We start from the raw sequence: 19,567 nt of genomic DNA on the forward strand, positions 1-19,567 counted from the left end.
TCTTTCTTCTAGTTATCCAGCGTCAGCCATCGCCACCGCTTGCTCTATATCTACTGCAACTATACGAGATACACCCGGCTCGTACATAGTTACCCCTATAAGTTGATCAGCCATCTCCATGGTTATTTTGTTATGGCTAATATATATAAACTGTACACTCTGTGACATTTCTTTCAGTAATCGACAGAAACGCTCTACGTTAGCATCGTCTAATGGCGCATCCACTTCATCTAGCATACAGAAGGGGGCAGGATTGAGCCTAAATATTGCGAATACCAATGATAAAGCGGTTAATGCTTTTTCACCACCCGAAAGAAGATGGATTGTGCTGTTTTTCTTACCGGGTGGCTGCGCCATAATGGTCACACCCGTTTCGAGTAAGTCATCTTCGGTGAGCGCCAAATAGGCTCTTCCACCACCAAACACCTTCGGAAATAAACGCCCAAGATCTTCGTTAACAGAGTCAAACGTTGCCTTAAAGCGCGTGCGGGTTTCCTTGTCTATTTTACGGATGGCTTCCTCTAAGGTCGCAAGCCCCTTATTGAGATCCTCATCTTGATGATCAAGATAGGATTTTCGCTCACTTTGCTGTTCAAATTCTTCGATCGCTGCAAGGTTAATAGCACCTAAACGAACGATTTTTTGCCGAATATGATCTAAATCACTCTGCCATTTATCAGGACTGCCTTCAGCGGGCAATGTATTGATAATCTGTGACAGAACAATTTGCTGTTCTTGTAAGGCTGCTAACTGACTCTCTGCTTGGCCTTTTAAACCCTCACGACGTAACTTTAACGTGCTCAGACTTTGAGTCAAGCCCTCAAGCCTACCAAGCTCTTGTTTTTGCTTTATTCCTATACTATTTAAGGTCTCAGTAAGGGAACTTTGTTCCATTCGCACGGCTTTTAAGCCCTGTTGTTGCATCTGTTGCTGTTTAAGCAAGCTGGTTAATTGATCAGTTAACTGATGACTATTATCCACGCCACTTTGTTCAGCTGCCATAGCAAGCTGCGCTGATACGGTTTCCTGAGACTGAATCAATTCATTGACACGTACTTGCTGCAATTCAATTTGTTCAACATTAACAGCAATTCGCATCGACACAGATTGCAAACGTGCACTTAAGGTAGATAAAACACGTTCAACCTCAGTCAAGCGCACTTTTAATGCTTGATGCCGCGCCAAATCTGCTTGAGCGTCTTGACTAAGTTGTAATTGTTTTTCAAGGCTTAACTGTAGCACTTCATCTAATTCGGCCTCCTGCTCCTCAAGCAGATTTAACTGTTCGGTTAAAGCTAATATTTCAGCCACACTTCGCGCTACGGCTTCATTAAGTTGGTTACGCTTTACGGTGAGTTGCTTAGCTTGCTCTGTTGCATTAGTGAGTTGAGTGGTCTTTGTGGCTTTATCAAGCTGCAATTGGTGCAACTTTTGCGTACTTGTGACAAGTTGCAGTTTCTGTTGATTCAACATCTCCGTTAATTCGGTTAGCTTGATTTGCTGCAAGCCAAGCGCGATGTCTAAATCTGCGATACTCTGCGCAAGCTGAACCTGCTCTTTACTCAGTTGCACTAAGGATTCTGCGCTGTCTTGCTTAGCAATTAAAAAGCCTCGCCCCAGCAAATAACCATCGGCGGTGACGATACGTTCATCATCCTTAAGCTTTGCTAGCATCTGTTTCGCAGATTGAAGATCTTGTGCCCATTTAAGCCCTGTTAACCAAGGCGCTAAATTGACGTTAGACTGGATCTTGGTGCAATGCTCATCCTGAATGTATGTGCAGGCCGATTCTTGCGCTAAGTTCTGAAACCCGACCTCGTTATTTAACACACCAACGGGTAAGCTCAGTAATCCACTTAATGCCAGCTCTGCTGCGGTTTCCCAACCATTTTCTACCCTAATACTTTGCCACAACTGCGGCTTATCACTGAGCTGCTCCTGTTTAGAGAGCCATTGTTCAACTAAATCAAAACGAGCCTGAGTCGCCGTCAGCTTTTGTTGAATAAGACCAACACTCACGCGCGCCTCATCTAAACCTTGAGTACTCAAACTCACCTGCGCTTCTAACTGATAATTAACGTCAATTTGCGCTGCTATCGCTTCATCTAAAAGAGTAAGATCTTGAGTCAGTGGCGTAACCTTATCTTCAAGATCAATACAAGCCAGAGCATTAAGCTCGGTTTGCTGTTCATCATGTAGTTGCTGTTTATGCTGTAATAACTGCTCTTGATGCACCAACTGACTGCGGCGCAGTTCAAGCTGCAATTGATGCTGAGATACAATGGCGGCCTGTTGACGTGCCGTTTCGCTCTGCTGCTCATTGCGCTCAACACTCATTTCCCATTGGGATTGCAGTTCATCCATTATCTCTTGCTGCTGTTCGTGCTGTGGCGCCAGTTGAGACAACTCTAACTCCAACGCACTGAGACTGGATTGATAACCTGCGAGTTTATCCGTTTGTTGACGGACTTGATCGTTAACTTGGGTAAGTTGAGCTTGAAGCTGTGAATCCCGTTGTTTTTGATTCTGTAACTGTTGTTCTAACTTGGCGATTTCAGTGCCAGTTAGATAATAAGCTTCAACTGCCCGCTGCTCCTGCTCAGCCAATTGGGCAAGCTGTACTTGCAGTTCTGTTGCCTTTAATTCATCGGTTTGGGCGAGTGATTGCGCGGCCGCTTGTTGCACTTCGATAGCGCTGATTTGCTCAGACAAACTCGCCATCTGGGTTTGTAACTCTTGGTAGCGCATCACGAGGAGTTCTGCGTGGGTTTTACGCTCTGCCTGTTTTAGCTCACGGTATTGTTTGGCGGCCTTGGCCTGCTGGGCTAATTTATCTAGCTGCTTACCTAACTCGCTACGAATATCGCCTAAACGCTCGAGGTTTTCACGGGTATGGCGAATGCGATTCTCGGTTTCGCGGCGGCGCTCTTTATAGCGGGATATCCCCGCTGCTTCCTCGATAAAAGTACGTAGATCTTGGGGTTTAGATTCGATAAGCCGAGAGATGGTGCCCTGCTCAATAATGGCATAACTGCGCGGGCCAAGCCCCGTGCCCATAAACAAATCGGTGATATCTTTACGGCGACACTTTTGCCCATTGAGAAAATACCACGACTCACCATCGCGACTCACTTGACGCTTTACCGAAATTTCTTCATAGCTGGCATACTGGCCAGCAAGGCGCCCTTCTTTGTTTTCAAAGACCAGTTCAACCCCTGCCACAGAGACAGGTTTACGCGCGCTTGAGCCGTTAAAAATCACGTCGCTCATTGAATCGCCACGTAGGTGTTTCGCCGAGCTTTCCCCTAGCACCCAGCGCACTGCATCGATCACGTTAGATTTACCACAACCATTTGGGCCAATAATGGCGGTTAATGCCTGTAAAAAAGGAATTTTAGTGGGATCGACAAACGACTTAAAGCCGGCAAGTTTTATCTGTTTTAATCTCATAATGCCAGTTAGTGTGTCTCTGAAGTGTGGTCCGCCAATCGACCTAATGGTGCAAATGCATTCTGCTGGCAACTTTAGCAAAGCAAACCGTATTTTGTAACGCTTTTTATTGAATTCATGTGGCTTTTAGCTTGTCATCTGCCTATGAGTTGATCACAATCGCATAAAGCCGTAGCTTAACTTTTTGGAAAGACGATATGACACATAAAACATCTTTACCCTTCCCAACTAAAAGTGGCGTTAACTATTTTCTCGAGGGCTTTGGGTTAATCACACGTAAAGGCCTCCGTACCTTCGTATTTATTCCGTTAATGATTAACTTGATCCTGTTTGCAGGAGTGATTTATGTGGCCATCGGCCAGTTAGAAACGATGTTCACTTGGATAAATGCTCAGTTACCAGAGTATTTAAGTTGGCTAAACTTTTTACTCTGGCCGCTTGCCATTACGACTATGCTAGTCATGCTTGCCTTTGTATTTAGCTCAGTAATGAACTGGCTTGCAGCACCATTTAATGGCCTTTTAGCGGAAAAAGTTGAACAAATTCTGACAGGAAAACCTCTTTATACCGGCACAAGTATTGATGTTGTTAAAGATCTTCCGCGAATTTTTGGACGTGAGTGGATAAAACTTAAGTACTATTTACCCCGTGCATTGGTGTTTTTACTGCTGTTTTTAGTCCCCATGGTGGGGCAAACCTTAGCGCCTATTCTGTGGTTTTTATTCAGTGCCTGGATGATGTCAATTCAATATTGTGATTATCCCTTTGATAACCATAAGGTGAGTTTTAAGGATATGCGCTTTGCTCTGAATCAGACCCGAGGCACCACTTTTACCTTTGGCGCCACGGTCACCCTGTTTTCGATGATCCCTGTCGTTAACTTTATCGTGATGCCAGTGGCGATTTGTGGCGCCACCGCCATGTGGGTCGATAAGTACCGCGAAGCCTACCGTAATCCAGTGATAGCTCCAGAGTAGTTTAAGCAACAAATCCCTACAAAATAAAAACAGCCTCAAATGAGGCTGTTTTTATTAAAAAATTGTAGAACAATCTGCTTATTCCTAGATTAATTTAGCGTTTTTGCAGGATCACGCTGCCGATGGAGTAACCCGCACCAAAGGAGCTTAATAGACCTAAATCGCCAGCCTTAAAATCGCTGGAATATTTATGAAATGCAATCACAGAACCTGCCGATGCCGTATTGGCATATTCATCTAACACCACTGGCGCTTGCTCCGGCGATACCTCATCCCCAAGCATTTTTCTTACCACAAATTGGTTCATATTGATGTTAGCTTGGTGCAACCACAACCGTTTGAAGGACTGTGGCGTTAATGCTTGCTCGGCCAGATGTTCATCCAAATGCTGATAAATCATCGGCAAGAGTTCTTTAAATACTTTGCGCCCTTGTTGGTGGAATAACTTGTCGGCTTGATGTGCCGAGCTTGGATCGCAGCGATTTAAAAAGCCAAAATTACTGCGAATATTATTCGAATAATCGGTGAAGCAACGGCTTGAGAGAATCGTAAAGCCTTTATTGGGCTCGACTAAACTCTGCTCTTCAAGTACAAGGGCCGTCGCCACATCGCCAAAGATAAAATGGCTATCACGGTCGCGATAATTCACCTGCGCCGAGCAAATTTCGGGGTTGATCACTAGCACTCTTGAGGCAGAACCTGTCGCAATCGCATTAGCAGCCGCAACAATCGCAAAGGTCGCCGATGAACAGGCTACCTGCATATCGTAACCGTAGCCACGGGTACCTAAGGCACGCTGGATTTCAATTGCCATTGCAGGATAAGCGCGCTGAGTATAAGCACAGGCAACAATCACAAGATCAATTTGCTCCGCCTTAAGATTGGCATTGTTTAGCGCCATCAGCGCCGCCTCAACCCCTATTTCAGCCTGCATTGATAACTCGTCGCTACTGCGTTCAGGAATGAGCGGCATCATAATTTCAGGATCGAGTATGCCCTCTTTCACCATCACATATCTGTGCTTAATCCCAGATGCTTTTTCAATAAACTCACTTGATGAATAGGATAAGGCCGCAACATGGCCTTGTTCAATTAAGCCTGCATTTTCAAGATTGAAAATATCAACATAGGCATTGAAGCTTTCAACCAAAGCTTCATTGGAAATACTGTAGGGCGGCGTAAATAAGCCACTCCCAGAAATAACGACCTGTTTCATAGGTGCTCCGAACGGGTGCTTGTTGTAAGGTGAGCAGACGTAGAAGGATCATTCGTCAGCACAGGCATCACATCTTGACGCTGTGCTTGCTGCTCTAATCGTTGCTTTTTATGCAGTTGCACTAAGTCTATCACGACTGTTGAAGATATTTTATCTTGGATCCCCTGCCGATTGGGATCCCAAAATATTTGCATAAAGCCAAGTAAGCCTGTGGTAAAACCGGCGGCATAGCCTCCATAACGGCCAAACGCGGCCCATAAACTGATATTGGCACCATCAAGTTGAATCACCCGAATACCCAGTATTTTCTTACCTAAGGTTTGGCCATCGAACCGCGCAGTAAAAACGGTAAAGTAAAATGCGGCCCAACCAAAGCCTAGTCCCATATCACTCATAAAGCCCTTAATCCAAGCGATAATACTATGGCCAGTAGCTTCATCCTCATCGCTACTTGTTGTGCGAGAAGATTGAGAAGCGGCGAGTTCGATATCCGCCGTACGGTGTGGTGATTGAGCGGGAGATAGGGATTGATTTGATATAGGTTCGAGTGGGGAGCCAGTCGTAGCCAAATCAGTGTGAAGTGTTATAACAGGCCAAAGAGTGCCGTTAAGGACGTCCTCCCGCAATTTAGCGCGATCTTCTGTCGGTAGACTGCTGTCAGCGATGGTTTGTAAAACCATTTCCCGTAACTCTATGTCCTTCATTCCATTTGATCTCGCAACACGCTCTGTCGTTGTCCGTAAAGCTTGAATTTGGGTCTTACCGCAATCGTAGCTGATACACAGGTTTAACGAAATCAATGCGGGTAGCGATCTAATCACTTGTTCTCCTACGGCCAACTGCGACTCGGTTTGCTCATCATGTTTACCGACTGAGGTATTTAGATTAAACAGATTACCCACTGCGGTAAGCAGCATAAAAGCTAACAGCGCAGCATAAAGTCCCCATTTGAGTAGACGACCAAACTTACGACTGCGCTTTTCAATCCAGATAATGCCGATCACCAGCAAGATAAACATCCAATCCATCTGTTCGGCTAACACTGTGATTAACAAACCATCAATCATGATGGCTAATGCCCGCTTTAGCGGCGTTGCCAATGGGGTATATAGTACGGTTTGTGCAATGGTAAATGCCCTTGGTGTTACCATTGTTTTTGGGTCTTCACCCAAATCCATTTGCTGTTGCTTCATCTTTGCGCTTGTCCAATACGAGTGGTAGGCTTGTTTTACGATTGAAACATCAAGGCGTTATCCTTAAGAATGCAACAATCTTTTTTTATGTTAGCAAGAGGTTAACACAGTTAAACTGGCTGCCAATCAGGGGTTTGCGAATAACAGAGAACCCTTTAATAACTAAATCGAATAAAGAAGAACAAACAATCACTTCTCAAAGCGCCACAGCCGATTATGATTCAATAGTGCCAACATAGGAGCAAGCAATCCATGAGCAAAATTTTCGAAGACAATTCATATACTATCGGTAATACACCGCTAGTACGTTTAAACCGCGTTAGCCAAGGTAAAGTACTGGCTAAAGTCGAAGCACGTAACCCAAGTTTCAGTGTTAAATGCCGTATCGGCGCCAATATGATTTGGGATGCCGAGAAAAAGGGGTTACTGACGAAAGATCACGAACTGATTGAGCCAACTTCTGGCAATACAGGTATTGCGTTGGCGTATGTTGCTGCAGCCCGTGGCTATAAGCTGACCTTAACCATGCCAAATACCATGAGTTTAGAGCGCCGTAAGCTGCTCAAAGCACTTGGTGCGAACCTTGTGCTGACTGAGGGCGCAAAGGGCATGAAAGGCGCAATTGATAAAGCAGAAGAAATTCGTCAATCAGCACCTGAAAAATATATTTTACTGCAGCAGTTTAATAACCCTGCAAACCCAGAAATCCATGAAAAAACCACAGGTCCAGAAATCTGGAATGATACCGATGGTGAAGTAGATGTGTTTGTTGCTGGTGTAGGCACTGGCGGTACTATCACAGGTGTGAGCCGTTACTTGAAAAAAGTGGCTGGCAAAACCATTACTTCTGTTGCGGTTGAACCAGCTGACTCTCCAGTTATCACTCAAACCTTAGCGGGATTACCAGTCCAACCCGGTCCACATAAAATCCAAGGTATTGGTGCTGGCTTTATCCCTGGCAACTTAGATCTGGAATTGATTGACCGCGTTGAAGCCGTTACCAACGATGAGGCCATCGAAATGGCACGCCGCTTAATGCAAGAAGAAGGCATTTTAGTGGGTATTTCATCGGGGGCTGCTGTGGTTGCGGCAAACCGTATTGCTGCATTACCAGAATTTGCAGATAAAACCATTGTAGTGGTATTGCCATCGGCAGCAGAACGCTATTTATCTTCCGTTTTATTCCAAGGCCAATTTGGCGACGAAGAAAACATTCAATAGTCACTAAACTCATACAAAATACCCGGCTATGGCTGGGTATTTTTATATTTGAAATTCAATTAACTGCATTATGATTTTAATGGAAAGGACAATTTCATACATCAAGTAGGACACAGTTCATAGTTCTTTATCACTAAACAGACTTTCCAGGCAGAGTTCGCTATAAAGGGATCATCGCAAGTCTACTCATTCTTTTTTATGCCGTTCTATCATACACCTCGCAATATAAGCGCCTTCGATGCTAAGTTTGAAGCTCAAAAAATCGCCTTTGGTCCCATTAGTTTTCAAGTGGCTCACTGCCTACTCAAGTTTGATATTTTGGCCACTATTGATAAAGCTGCTGAAGACGGGATCAGTTTGGCAGAGTTATGCCTATCCTCAACACTCAGTGAATACGCCCTCAGTGTCTTACTCGATATGGGGTTAAGCATGGGGTTAATTTGGCGAAATGATTCAGCTTATGTGCTCGATAAAACAGGATATTTTTTGCTACATGATGATATGGCTGCTATCAATCTTCATTTTATCCAAGATGTTTGCTACCAAGGTCTGTTTAAGTTAGATAATGCCTTGCTCGAGGGAAAAGCCGCTGGACTCGACGTATTTGGTGATTGGAAGACGATTTATCCCGCACTAAAGGATTTGCCCCCCAAAGCCAAAGAAAGTTGGTTTGCCTTTGATCATTACTATTCTGATCATGCCTTCCCACAGCTTTTACCCTTAGTATTTGCCCACAACCCCAAACACTTAGTCGATGTTGGTGGAAATACCGGAAAATGGGCCCTGAGCTGTTGTCAATACAATCCAGAGGTTGAAGTGACTATCATGGATTTTCCTGGACAGCTTGACGTTGCCTCTGAGCATGCCACAGCCCAAGGCTATACCTCACGTGTGCATACCTTTGCCACCGATCTACTGGATGAATCTAGCCCCTTTGTTGAAGGCGCAGACGCCTATTGGATGAGCCAGTTTTTAGATTGCTTCTCTAAAGCACAAATACTAAGCATCTTGCAGCGCACCGCCAAAGCGATGACCATGGATAGCCAACTCTTTATCGTCGAAACCTTTTGGGATAGACAACCCTGTGCCGCTTCAGCCTATTGTGTCAATGCTACTAGCCTCTATTTCAGTGCAATAGCGAATGGCAATAGCCGTATGTACCACTCAAAGGATTTATTAACCCTATTGCATCAAGCGGGGCTGTATGTCGATGAAGATATCGACAATCTCGGTCTTGGGCATACTCTGCTTCGCTGTAAGCTAAAACCAACCAAGTAAATAAAACTTACTATAAGAATAAATATAATCAATTTTATTTAACATAAAGGACGGATGTAAACTGAGGTCATTAAAACAGAACTCTCCATCGAGACAATGTTAAGTAACGTCAGTATTGAGAGGTAGTTAAAATGACTTCAAAACGTAAACGCTGGACTGCACAAGCCGCTAAATTACCAAGCCCAATGGCAGGTTTAGCCCTTGCCATTGCGAGCTTAGGTTGGACCTGGGAGAATATGGTGCCCTCACTGAATGGCATGGGGCAACTGACAGGCGCACTCATCGGTGCGGTTTTGTTATTACTGCTCACGGGGAAATTTCTACTTCATCCCAATATTCTAATCAATGAACTAAGCCACCCCGTCGTTGGCAGTGTGATCCCCACATTTGCAATGGCACTGATGGTGATTTCAAAGATGCTAGGTCACTACGCCCCCAATGCAGGGTTAGCATTATGGCTTGTTGCCATCATTATGCATGTCATTTTTCTAGGAGCGTTTATTTACTATCGCGCCATTGATTTTAAATTGGAACATATGGTGCCAAGTTGGTTTGTGCCCCCCATTGGTATCATAGTTGCGGCGGTGTCTTTTCCCTCACAAGGCTATCACTGGCTCGTTAATGCTATTTTAGTCTTTGGAATGCTAGCCTACCTCGTGATGCTTCCCCTTATGCTATACCGCCTTATTTTTTGTCAGCCAGTACCTGATGCGGCTAAACCCACAATCGCCATTCTGGCAGCGCCTGCCAGTTTATCATTAGCAGGTTACTTAACCGTATCCCAACAGCCTGCCATCGCACTGGTTGCATTATTACTCAGCATTGCGGTTCTGATGACGAGCATTATCTATTTAGCATTTTTTCACCTACTAAAACTCCCTTTTAGCCCAGGGTATGCAGCATTTACTTTTCCTATGGTGATAGGTGCTACTGCACTCTTTAAAACTTCAACTTGGCTGATGCAATTTAGCGATTTTTTAGCATTAGCCATGTGGATAAAATATTTAGCAGATGTGGAATTAGTGATTGCCACTCTGGTTGTTATCTACGTCGCATTGCGATACCTAATGCACTACTTCCCTTATGAATATAAAACTAAAGTAGTTGAGCAAATATCTACCATGGACAGTAAATAAGTGTCGATAACAATATTGAGTTAGATTTGTTGCAAAGCAATGCCACTATATCTGATAACTTCATATCACTCATGCCTAGTTATGACATTTAAAATAGGCTAAAGATGAATAAATATTCAGATTAAACTAAAGTTAAACAGAGTGGCATTGCGTATAATATTTAATTGCAATTAATCCTTAGTTTTATTTAAAGCAGCACTATGTGAAAACATCAACAAACCAAACAAAGACAACAAATCAAACCGTACACCACCACTAATTAACAGCAGCAAGAAAAACAGTATCACATTCGATATATACAAAAATTTAAATATATAAATATTTTTAGCAAAAAATGTAAAAAAGTATGATTTTAAGCCAACCAACAAAAACACCAATATTAAACCATGAATAAACAATCAGCATAAGCGCTAGAAACAATTAACCCCAAAAAGCAACAAATTTACAACAATTGCAACATATATCAACATACAAGTGTATCTATTAAACATCCAAAATCACTTTTACCGACCGCCACTCCTTAAAAACACTTCAAATAAACAAATTTGCAACATTGTTATCTAAATTTACAATGTTGCACTTGTTATTTTCTTGTGGTTATATCCTGAGCCTAATTAAATGGAATACTGATTTATTACAAAGTTAACCATTTAAGAAGAAAAATAAAAATTAAATAAACAAGTGTTAAGGGAGAATAAAATGCGCGCGAATTCTACATTAGCCAAAGCGGTTCGCTTTGCGTTAATAAGCGGTGCTACTACTGCAGTATTATCAACATCGGTTGCTATTGCTGCTGAAGATGGAGCAAAAGTTGAACGTATCGAAGTCACAGGTTCTCGTATAATCAGAGAAGGGGCGATCGCTCCAACTCCTGTAACGGTCATTACTGGCGATGAACTCTTATCAACAGGCGTAACCAATATTGGTGAGGCACTGAACCAATTACCCGCCTTAGGCAACACCTATTCCTTAGCCAACTCAGGTCGCTTTATCGGTACATCAGGCTTAAACCTTTTAGATTTAAGAAGCATGGGTACTGACAGAACTCTTGTACTCGTAAACGGTAAGCGCCATGTTGCCAGTTCTGCAGGAACGTCTTCAGTCGATGTCAATACTATCCCTAGTGTCTGGATTGAAAAGGTCGAAGTTATTACTGGTGGGGCATCAGCAATTTATGGTGCAGATGCTGTTACTGGTGTTGTAAACTTTATTTTGAAAAAAGATGTAGAAGGATTGGATGTTTCCGCCACTAAAGGTTGGGCTGGAGATAATCCACTCTCTAAAGATCGTGTTGCATTATCCTATGGTACTAATTTCGATCAAAATCGTGGTAATGTCGCTTTTGCTGTTGAATATAGCGCACAAAATCAATTAAAAGCATTCGATCGTGATGAAACATCTACCTCATTTACCAACCTAAAAAATACCAATCGCCCAATTGGCCCAGATGGTAAACCTATTGATTCTAATCATCCATCAGATCCTGATAAATATTACACCCCTAATGGTGGCCATTACACAATCAGTAATGCAGGAACCTTCTTCTTAGATGGCTGGAAAACTTTCAATCCAGATGGCTCATTACGCGATGTTTATTCTGGCCCTAAAGTAGATGGAATTTACTGTGTCGATTGTGATTATACAAACTTAAATCAGTTTGTGGAGTTACAGCCAGAATTTGAACGTTATAATATAAACTTCAAAACAAACTACCAGCTTAATGACAATATGAATGCGTATTTCGAAGCAAAATATGTCAATAGCCAAGCATCAAATGAAGGCCAACCTGCATTCTTCTTCGGTAGAGATAGTGTAAATATTTTAAAAAATACCGATGTAAAAATTGATAATGCATTTATTAGCCCTGAACTTGTGGCATTAATGAAAGCGAATAAAGATGCTCAGGGCAATCCTGCGCCATTAGACACCATCAATATTCGTCGTTTTATGACAGACCTGGGTCAACGTATAGAAGATGATACCCGTGAAACACAACGCTATGTTCTCGGTCTTGAGGGCTTAGTTTTTGAAGATTGGGATTACGATGTATATGGTGTATATGGCCAAACAGATTTAGAACGAGTTAATAAAAACAACCTCGTGTTAGCTAATTATCAACATGCATTAGATTCCATCAATGTAGATGGAAATGCTGTATGTCGTGATGAAGATGCAAGAGCTGCTGGATGTGTTCCTCTAGATATTTTTGGATTTGGAAAACCAAGCCAAGCAGCTATCGATTACGTTAATACGACTTCAACAGGTACATCTGTCATCAAACAAACTGTCCTTGGAGGCTCTTTAACCAACTCGGCTTTATTTGATATGCCAGCGGGTGTAGTTGGTTTTTCAACAGGCGTTGAATATCGTAAAGAAGAAAGTGAAATTTTCGAACCAGCAAATGCTGCAGGTACTTTCTTCAATGCGCTAGGTGAAGATAAAGGCGATTTCGATGTTAAAGAAGTATTCGCTGAAGTCAGTGTGCCATTACTGGCTGATCTTCCTATGATTCGTCAACTTGATATGGAGTTAGCAGTCCGTTTTGCAGATTACAGCACTATCGGTAACGCCACCACTTGGAAAGCGGGATTAAGTTGGGAAGTGAATGATGACCTGCGTATTCGCTCAACTTATTCTGAAGCGATTAGAGCTCCTAATATCAGTGAATTATATGGTGCAGAGAGCCAAACCTTCTTCAGTATTGAGGATGCCTGTCGCACTAAATATTTAAATGACTTAAGTAATCCTGATATACGCAAGGCTAACTGCGCAGCACTAGGGGTTCCTAGTGATTTTAACTCCGATTATGACTCAAAAAGAGTTGAGGGAGTTAGTAGCGGCAATAGAGCATTAGATCCTGAGGAATCAAAAAGCTATACTGTAGGGCTTGCATATCAACCCAATTTCATCGATGGACTATCGATTACAACTGACTACTGGAATATCACGATTGACGACGCTATTAGTGCTGTAAGCGCACAAAATATCATCGATCGCTGTGTAGATTCAGCTTCAGGTATTAATAACGAGTATTGTGCATTAATAACGAGGAATCCAACAACAAACGAAATCACATCCATTAGACAGTCATCACTCAATATCGCATCCTTAGAGGCTGCAGGTATTGACTTTGATATTGGCTATAACTTTGATGCATTCGGTGGGGATTTCCGTACAAACTTAATTGCAACTCGTTTACTTAAACGCAAAGACTATTCATTCCAAGATGATCCTAATGATTTTGAAGAATTAGCAGGAACTTTGGGCTATGCGAAGTGGCAAGCTAATTGGTCTTTAAACTACTCGATCGCCCAATGGAGCGCGAACTGGAGAACACGTTTTATTGATGGTGTAAGCCTCTACACTGACAAAGAACTTGCTCGCAATGCAAACCCAAGTAGCAATATGGAATATGGTGTTTATTTTATCAGCGATATTTCTGTGGCCTATGCGTTCGACTCTGGTGTGACCTTGAAATTTGGTATAGATAACGTGCTTGATCGCGACTTGCCATATGGAACAACAGGTACGAGTGCTGGTGCCGCAGCATATGACAACGTTGGACGTTTCTTCCATACAACGGCAAGCTTTAAATTTTAATTAGCAGTTAGTAATAAAAACGGCATCCTTGGATGCCGTTTTTATTCACTTAATTTTTATTCAGTTATATAGCGTTCATTAACAATATAACAATCCTTTGTTATGTCTAAACTAACTCAAATCTAGCTAAATCCTAAATAGTGCGCACCAATTACTAGTACGCTTGAGACGAGCATCAGCAATAACATAAAACGCCACACAAATTTGAGCCAGTTGCCCCAGTCAACACGGCATACTCCAAGGGTTGCCATTAAAGAAGCTGAAGTCGGAACAATGATATTGGTGAGTCCATCTCCCAGTTGGAATGCCAACACTGGCACTTGCCGCGTCACACCAACAATATCTGATAATGGAGCCATCAAAGGCATAGTCAATGCGGCTTGGCCTGAACCTGACGTCACGAAAAAATTAAATACAGACTGGAATAGCAGCATAAACCACGCAGATAACGCATCGGGTAATTGCCCTATTACACCACCAGCACTGCTTAAAATGGTATTGAGTACACTCGGCTGGGTCGGTTCGCCACCACCTAACAGCAATAATATGCCTGATGCGCAACCAACCAGCAGAGCAGGCTCTAACATTGTTTTAGCGCCCTCTTTAAAACTCTGTGCCACTTTATTTAACGTCATCCCATTGAGGTTAAAAATGGAGCCAATCACGCCCGCGACTATTCCCATGGTAAAAAATTGACTCGCAATTTCAGGGATAAACCAAGCTTTGGCAACCACGCCCCAAATAACCCAGATCATAGTCAACACTAACGTAAATAGAATTAAACCATCGCCAAGATTAAAACGGCTTTCAAGTGTTGTATTAGCGTGATGTTCACGAAAGAATGCATCAGACTGATAGCTATAGGATATGTTAGGATTTTTCTGAATACGATGGGCATAGCGCATCGTAAAAATAATGCCAAATAAGGTAAAGCCAACCCACATTGGAAAGCGGAAATCACTGCCGGATAATACTGGAATACCCGCAATACCTTGAGCAATTGCCACACTAAAAGGATTCATCCATGAGCTAGCAAAACCGATTTGGGTTGCAACATAAGTTACCATTACAGTGGTAATGCCGTCATAGCCTAAACGGATCATCAACGGACAGATAATAATGGCAAAGGCAATCGCCTCTTCTCCCATACCAAATACCGCGCCACCCAAGGAAAACAAGGTAAATATCACGGGAATAAACAATTTCTCATTACCGCGGGTTTTATCGATTAAGCGCAAAATGCCGTTATCAATGGTACCGGTAGCCATAACGACGCCAAAGGAGCCACCAATCACTAACATAAACATAATAACGCCAATCGCACTCCCCCATTTAGAGCCTGAGGTTAAGCCTTCGAAGGCAAAATTAAAAAATCCTACGCTACCTTCCCCTTTGAATAATGCAACTGGCTGTAACTGGGGCTCACCTATATCATCGAATTGATATGCAAAGGAGTTAGGATCAACCACTGTACGCACTTTTTGCACACCATCAGCCACATAATGCACCTCTTGTGTTTGGAATGAACCAATGGGAATGAGGTACGTGAGCAACCCTGCAACGAAAGCGACAAAAAAGATGATCACTAAGGTATCGGGCATAACTAATTTACCCGAGAGAGATGTAGATAAAGAGGCATCGACAGCCTTAGTTGACTCAGTTGGAGGATTCGTCATAAGTACGCCAGTTTTCTAGTGAATTTAAAGGCCGCACTATAAACCAATGCAAATAAAATCAGTACAAAATATCAATATGACTCCGCAAGGTTCCTCACTCTTTACCTTACTTTTAGCCCATTATCATAGGCTTTAAACCATATCGATAGCACTGCGGGTACTTTGTATCTATTTGATAACAAAATGGCTTTACTCCACAGTTAAGGATAAAAAGTGAAGCATCTCTAAAAACCACACTGTTAATTTTAACTTTGCTTGTGAGCAACTCGACACGGCTCTAAAATCATTTCGTCGATCTATCAATAAAATTGATACTTTTCACACCCCCATTTTTCAGCTAGGAGCAAATAAACACATGAAGTACTCACTCAAGCAAATTGCCGTTTTCGATGCTGTTGCCAGCCTTGAAAGTGTGAGTGCCGCAGCCAGAAAACTTTCCATGACACAATCTGCAGTCAGTATGTCCCTCGGCCAACTTGAAAATTTACTCGGCCGTCCACTCTTTATACGTCAGGGAAATAGGCTCACATTAAGTCACTGGGGAAATTGGTTACGTCCAAAAGCAAGACGCCTACTACAAGATGCACAACAAATTGAATTAGGCCTACATGAACAACACTTAATCAGTGGTCGCTTTAAACTTTGTTCCAGCCAGACGGCTGCGGAGCATCTATTACCCGAACTCATCAGCAAGATTGATACAGATTTCCCAGAATTACGCATTGAGTTGATGGTAGAAAACACCGACCATGTTGTTGACGGCTTACTCAACTATGAGTTTGATTTAGGGATCATCGAAGGACGTAACGATGATGTGCGTCTCCATCAAGAGCAATGGTTAGATGATCACTTAGTGGTTATCGCTTCTCCCCACCATCCCTATGCTCGTTATGAAAGCACGAGTTTATCGCAACTTGAACAGGCTAAATGGGTACTGAGGGAGCAAGGCGCAGGTACAAGACGTATTTTTGATGGGGCTATTCATGGCGTTATTGAAAAATTAAACGTCTGGAAAGAATATGAACACGTCCCACTACTCAAGGCGTTAGTAAAGAATGGTCCCTATTTAAGCAGCTTGCCTTTTTTGGATGTTGAAAAAGATGTCGCTAATGGTGAACTCGTTATTCTGTCGACACCGCAACTCAATATGAAACGGCATTTATCATTTATTTGGCGCACAGATTCAGGCGAAAATCCACTCAGGGACTGCGTTATCACTGAAGCAAGGCGCTTAAGTCGTCATCGACAAATTACCATTAAACGCTAATACCTTTATACCGAAGCAAGAAAATGAAAACCCCGAAACAACCCAGCTTGTTTCGGGGTTAAATTAACAGCGATCAAACTTAATCGTAAAAAGCACCACAAACCGCTTTGGCAATCTCTTCTCGAGTCACCATCCCACACAACTTACCCTGCTCTATCACCGGAAAAGCACTTGGCTTAGTGGCATAGGCATGGCGCAACCGTTCTTCATAACTTTGATAGGTACTCGCAATCATCAGTCCGCTATCCGTTACAGGAAACAACTTTTGACGATCAACAACCATTAACTCAATTAATGCATCCAGTGGATCCTTAGGAGAGACAGTTAACACCTCGGTTTGCATTAAATCAGCCACTTTATCAGGCACACCTCGGGTAAACTCCTGTGCCCAAAGACTTCGTAATAGATCTTGTTGTGAAATAAACCCCACTAATGCTTGTTTATCATCGACCACAGGCGCAGAGCGGACATTTGCATCACTTAATAATTTTAAACCTGCATAGACAGATTGATCGGCACTTAGCGTGATGGGATGTCTGTCCATCACATCACTCACACACATTTTAGGAATAGGTTTTGAAACCGCTTTGGCATTTAACATAGTAGGTTGATCTCCGGCAGAAATAGAATAAATATGAGCATCAGGACTTATTGATAACGCAGGCTCATTAGCAAGCGCGGTATCCGTTGGCATATCGTTGCTTAAGTAAGAAGAAGTCGCAGTCAATGCATTGACTAAGGTTAGTGTTGGGGTGTGGCGCTCAATGTTTGATGGGTGTTGAGGTTTGGCTTGCTCAATCCACCAATAACCGAGTCCCACAAAAATGCCACCACCAACAATATTGCCCAGTGTCACCGGAATAAGATTCTTGATGACAAAGTGGCTGAGGGTTAAATCACTGAATTGCGCGGCATCAATAGCTGCTGAGGTAAAAAACGTCTGATCAGCAAAAAGATGAATGGCAATTCCTAGGGGCACCATAAACAGATTAGCGATGCTGTGCTCAAAACCACTGCTCACAAACATGGCGACAGGCAACATCAGTAATATCGCTTTGGTTAACGCATCACGGCTCGCAAAGGTCATCCATACCCCTAAACAAACCAACATGTTACAAAGGATCCCTAAACTAAATGCCTGAAACCAGCCGTGATGTAATTTATGCTGAGCGATCGTTAGGGCATTTATCCCCCAGCGTCCCCCGTCGAGCAGATACATACGGGCAGACATAATCAGTAGCAACATCACCATTGCACCGAGTAGATTACCTAGGTAGACCCGCGTCCAGCACATAACAAGTTGTTTAGTCGTGACTTTCTTTTGTGCCCAAGCAACAGAACTCAACACGGTACTCGTGAACAGCTCGCCGCCACAAATCACCACCAACATCAATCCCAAACTAAAAGCTAACCCTCCCGCTAAGCGTACAAGCCCCCAAGCACTCCCAGACGCCCCCGTTGTTACTGTGATATAAAATACAAATGCTAAGGCAATAAAACCGCCTGCAAATGCTGCCAAACCAAATGATTGCCAAGCAGATTTAGCTACCTTACTTTGCCCATAGTGTTCAGCATGTTGATAAAGACTTCGCTTATCAGGCTCAGTCTTTCCGTTATGATGTGGATTGAATGGTGTTGGCGAGCTGAGATGAGGTTGCGCCCTCATATGAGCATCATAATGTGATGCCTTCATCTCAGTTAGCTCCAACACTGAATATTTTCGGGGAAAATAGCGTTAACAACATAAATTTCTCCAGTAATTTCATTGCCCTGTGAATAGTGCAATCAAACAATAACCTGAAGAATCACTCAATAAAATTGGGTAATAATGATAGGAACCATCAATAACCCTGATAACAAAACCTCATTCAAACTAGAATGTTAAAATGCAAAAAATACTTAACACAACACATTACCTATTGTTTTAAATAACAAAATAATATTAATGCAGAATTCACCACCTATTAATCAAGATCTTTAGCTAAAAAGCACTCACTTAGCCAATGATACTTATCGATTACATTATCACCTCACCCCCTCCTATTTTGTCCCGTAGCAGGACATTATCAGCCCACTTGATAATGAAACATCTGCCTTTTACATCTCAGAGAAAACGATAAAAAAACACACCTTGCCTCACACTTATTCATGCACACCTACTGATCTAACTCACAATCAGGACTTGTATTTCAAGCCACCTCAAATTCCCACCCTATTTAGCTGCGCTATAACACAGAATCACTGCCAAATGTGATCAATAGGTAACGCAATATGCATGCCTAAGCGGCAATTTTTATCGTTATCCCACCTAAGTTGTTAAGTGCCTCCCAAATCCCTAAAACAGGTGTTTCAGATTTATTGATACCTAGTGATGACATTAATTACCTATGTTAAGATTTAACAGGTAAATTGGTCAGACCAATTTACGCATTAGGAACACGACAGAATGAGGACAAATTGGGGTGAATAACTTGTCCGCATCGACGACTAAAAAGTGACTACTCTTTAGCTTGCTAAGCAACAAGCAAAAGCAGTTACCAAAATCATGGAACA

The 19,567-nt window shown here is 42.6% G+C and carries 11 protein-coding genes; 6 read left to right on the forward strand and 5 right to left on the reverse strand.

What is annotated here, in order from left to right; genetic code table 11:
• Positions 1-12 precede the first annotated feature (12 nt).
• Positions 13-3,450 (reverse strand): chromosome segregation protein SMC, encoded by a 3,438-nt coding sequence (smc, locus tag MZ182_RS11895; RefSeq protein WP_248067161.1) that lies wholly within the window; start codon positions 3,448-3,450, stop codon positions 13-15.
• A gap of 197 nt (positions 3,451-3,647) precedes the next feature.
• On the opposite strand from smc, the gene cysZ reads away from it, so the two are divergent.
• Positions 3,648-4,427 (forward strand): sulfate transporter CysZ, encoded by a 780-nt coding sequence (cysZ, locus tag MZ182_RS11900; RefSeq protein WP_011788978.1) that lies wholly within the window; start codon positions 3,648-3,650, stop codon positions 4,425-4,427.
• Positions 4,428-4,521: 94 nt separating this feature from the next.
• Here the strand turns inward: cysZ and MZ182_RS11905 are convergent, their stop codons facing one another.
• A complete protein-coding gene (locus tag MZ182_RS11905) occupies positions 4,522-5,643 on the reverse strand; it encodes a beta-ketoacyl-ACP synthase III (RefSeq protein WP_011788977.1) in 1,122 nt (373 codons plus the stop codon).
• Positions 5,640-6,836 (reverse strand): RDD family protein, encoded by a 1,197-nt coding sequence (locus MZ182_RS11910; protein WP_014610784.1) that lies wholly within the window; start codon positions 6,834-6,836, stop codon positions 5,640-5,642. Before MZ182_RS11910 ends, MZ182_RS11905 begins: the two co-directional genes overlap by 4 nt.
• A 252-nt stretch (positions 6,837-7,088) precedes the next feature.
• On the opposite strand from MZ182_RS11910, the gene cysK reads away from it, so the two are divergent.
• From cysK to MZ182_RS11930, 4 genes are all read left to right on the forward strand, one after another.
• Positions 7,089-8,057 (forward strand): cysteine synthase A, encoded by a 969-nt coding sequence (gene cysK / locus MZ182_RS11915; RefSeq protein ID WP_011788975.1) that lies wholly within the window; start codon positions 7,089-7,091, stop codon positions 8,055-8,057.
• Positions 8,058-8,255: 198 nt separating this feature from the next.
• Complete coding sequence (locus MZ182_RS11920; protein ID WP_011919494.1) at positions 8,256-9,335, forward strand: methyltransferase; 1,080 nt, start codon at positions 8,256-8,258, stop codon at positions 9,333-9,335.
• 131 nt (positions 9,336-9,466) lie between these two features.
• The gene (locus tag MZ182_RS11925) at positions 9,467-10,471 is read left to right on the forward strand and encodes a TDT family transporter (RefSeq protein WP_248067159.1); all 1,005 of its coding nucleotides are present in this window, start codon (positions 9,467-9,469) and stop codon (positions 10,469-10,471) included.
• Positions 10,472-11,170: 699 nt separating this feature from the next.
• Positions 11,171-14,071: a TonB-dependent receptor domain-containing protein gene (locus MZ182_RS11930; protein ID WP_248067157.1), complete on the forward strand. Its 2,901-nt coding sequence runs from the start codon at positions 11,171-11,173 to the stop codon at positions 14,069-14,071.
• A 122-nt stretch (positions 14,072-14,193) separates the two neighbouring features.
• Here MZ182_RS11930 and yfcC read toward each other — a convergent pair whose 3' ends face one another.
• Positions 14,194-15,747 (reverse strand): putative basic amino acid antiporter YfcC, encoded by a 1,554-nt coding sequence (gene yfcC / locus MZ182_RS11935; protein ID WP_248067155.1) that lies wholly within the window; start codon positions 15,745-15,747, stop codon positions 14,194-14,196.
• A 355-nt stretch (positions 15,748-16,102) separates the two neighbouring features.
• Between yfcC and MZ182_RS11940 the strand changes: the two genes are divergently transcribed.
• Positions 16,103-17,014 (forward strand): LysR family transcriptional regulator, encoded by a 912-nt coding sequence (locus tag MZ182_RS11940; RefSeq protein WP_011788970.1) that lies wholly within the window; start codon positions 16,103-16,105, stop codon positions 17,012-17,014.
• Positions 17,015-17,093: 79 nt separating this feature from the next.
• On the opposite strand, the gene focA is transcribed toward MZ182_RS11940, so the two are convergent.
• Positions 17,094-18,707 carry a formate transporter FocA gene (gene focA, locus MZ182_RS11945; RefSeq protein WP_115014393.1) on the reverse strand — a complete coding sequence of 538 codons (1,614 nt, stop codon included), beginning with the start codon at positions 18,705-18,707 and terminating at the stop codon, positions 17,094-17,096.
• Positions 18,708-19,567: the final 860 nt, after the last annotated feature.

It is taken from the genome of Shewanella sp. JNE2 (assembly GCF_023159115.1).
GTDB classification, from domain to species: Bacteria; Pseudomonadota; Gammaproteobacteria; order Enterobacterales; family Shewanellaceae; genus Shewanella; species Shewanella putrefaciens.

What these genes read in the sequence shown, in the direction of transcription:
- MZ182_RS11910 (WP_014610784.1), bottom strand. Translation starts at nt 6,836, where the DNA reads ATGAAGCAACAGCAAATGGATTTGGGTGAAGACCCAAAAACAATGGTA.
- MZ182_RS11940 (WP_011788970.1), top strand. Translation starts at nt 16,103, where the DNA reads ATGAAGTACTCACTCAAGCAAATTGCCGTTTTCGATGCTGTTGCCAGC.
- focA (WP_115014393.1), bottom strand. Translation starts at nt 18,707, where the DNA reads ATGAAGGCATCACATTATGATGCTCATATGAGGGCGCAACCTCATCTC.
- MZ182_RS11925 (WP_248067159.1), top strand. Translation starts at nt 9,467, where the DNA reads ATGACTTCAAAACGTAAACGCTGGACTGCACAAGCCGCTAAATTACCA.
- cysZ (WP_011788978.1), top strand. Translation starts at nt 3,648, where the DNA reads ATGACACATAAAACATCTTTACCCTTCCCAACTAAAAGTGGCGTTAAC.
- MZ182_RS11930 (WP_248067157.1), top strand. Translation starts at nt 11,171, where the DNA reads ATGCGCGCGAATTCTACATTAGCCAAAGCGGTTCGCTTTGCGTTAATA.
- yfcC (WP_248067155.1), bottom strand. Translation starts at nt 15,747, where the DNA reads ATGACGAATCCTCCAACTGAGTCAACTAAGGCTGTCGATGCCTCTTTA.
- cysK (WP_011788975.1), top strand. Translation starts at nt 7,089, where the DNA reads ATGAGCAAAATTTTCGAAGACAATTCATATACTATCGGTAATACACCG.
- smc (WP_248067161.1), bottom strand. Translation starts at nt 3,450, where the DNA reads ATGAGATTAAAACAGATAAAACTTGCCGGCTTTAAGTCGTTTGTCGAT.
- MZ182_RS11920 (WP_011919494.1), top strand. Translation starts at nt 8,256, where the DNA reads ATGCCGTTCTATCATACACCTCGCAATATAAGCGCCTTCGATGCTAAG.
- MZ182_RS11905 (WP_011788977.1), bottom strand. Translation starts at nt 5,643, where the DNA reads ATGAAACAGGTCGTTATTTCTGGGAGTGGCTTATTTACGCCGCCCTAC.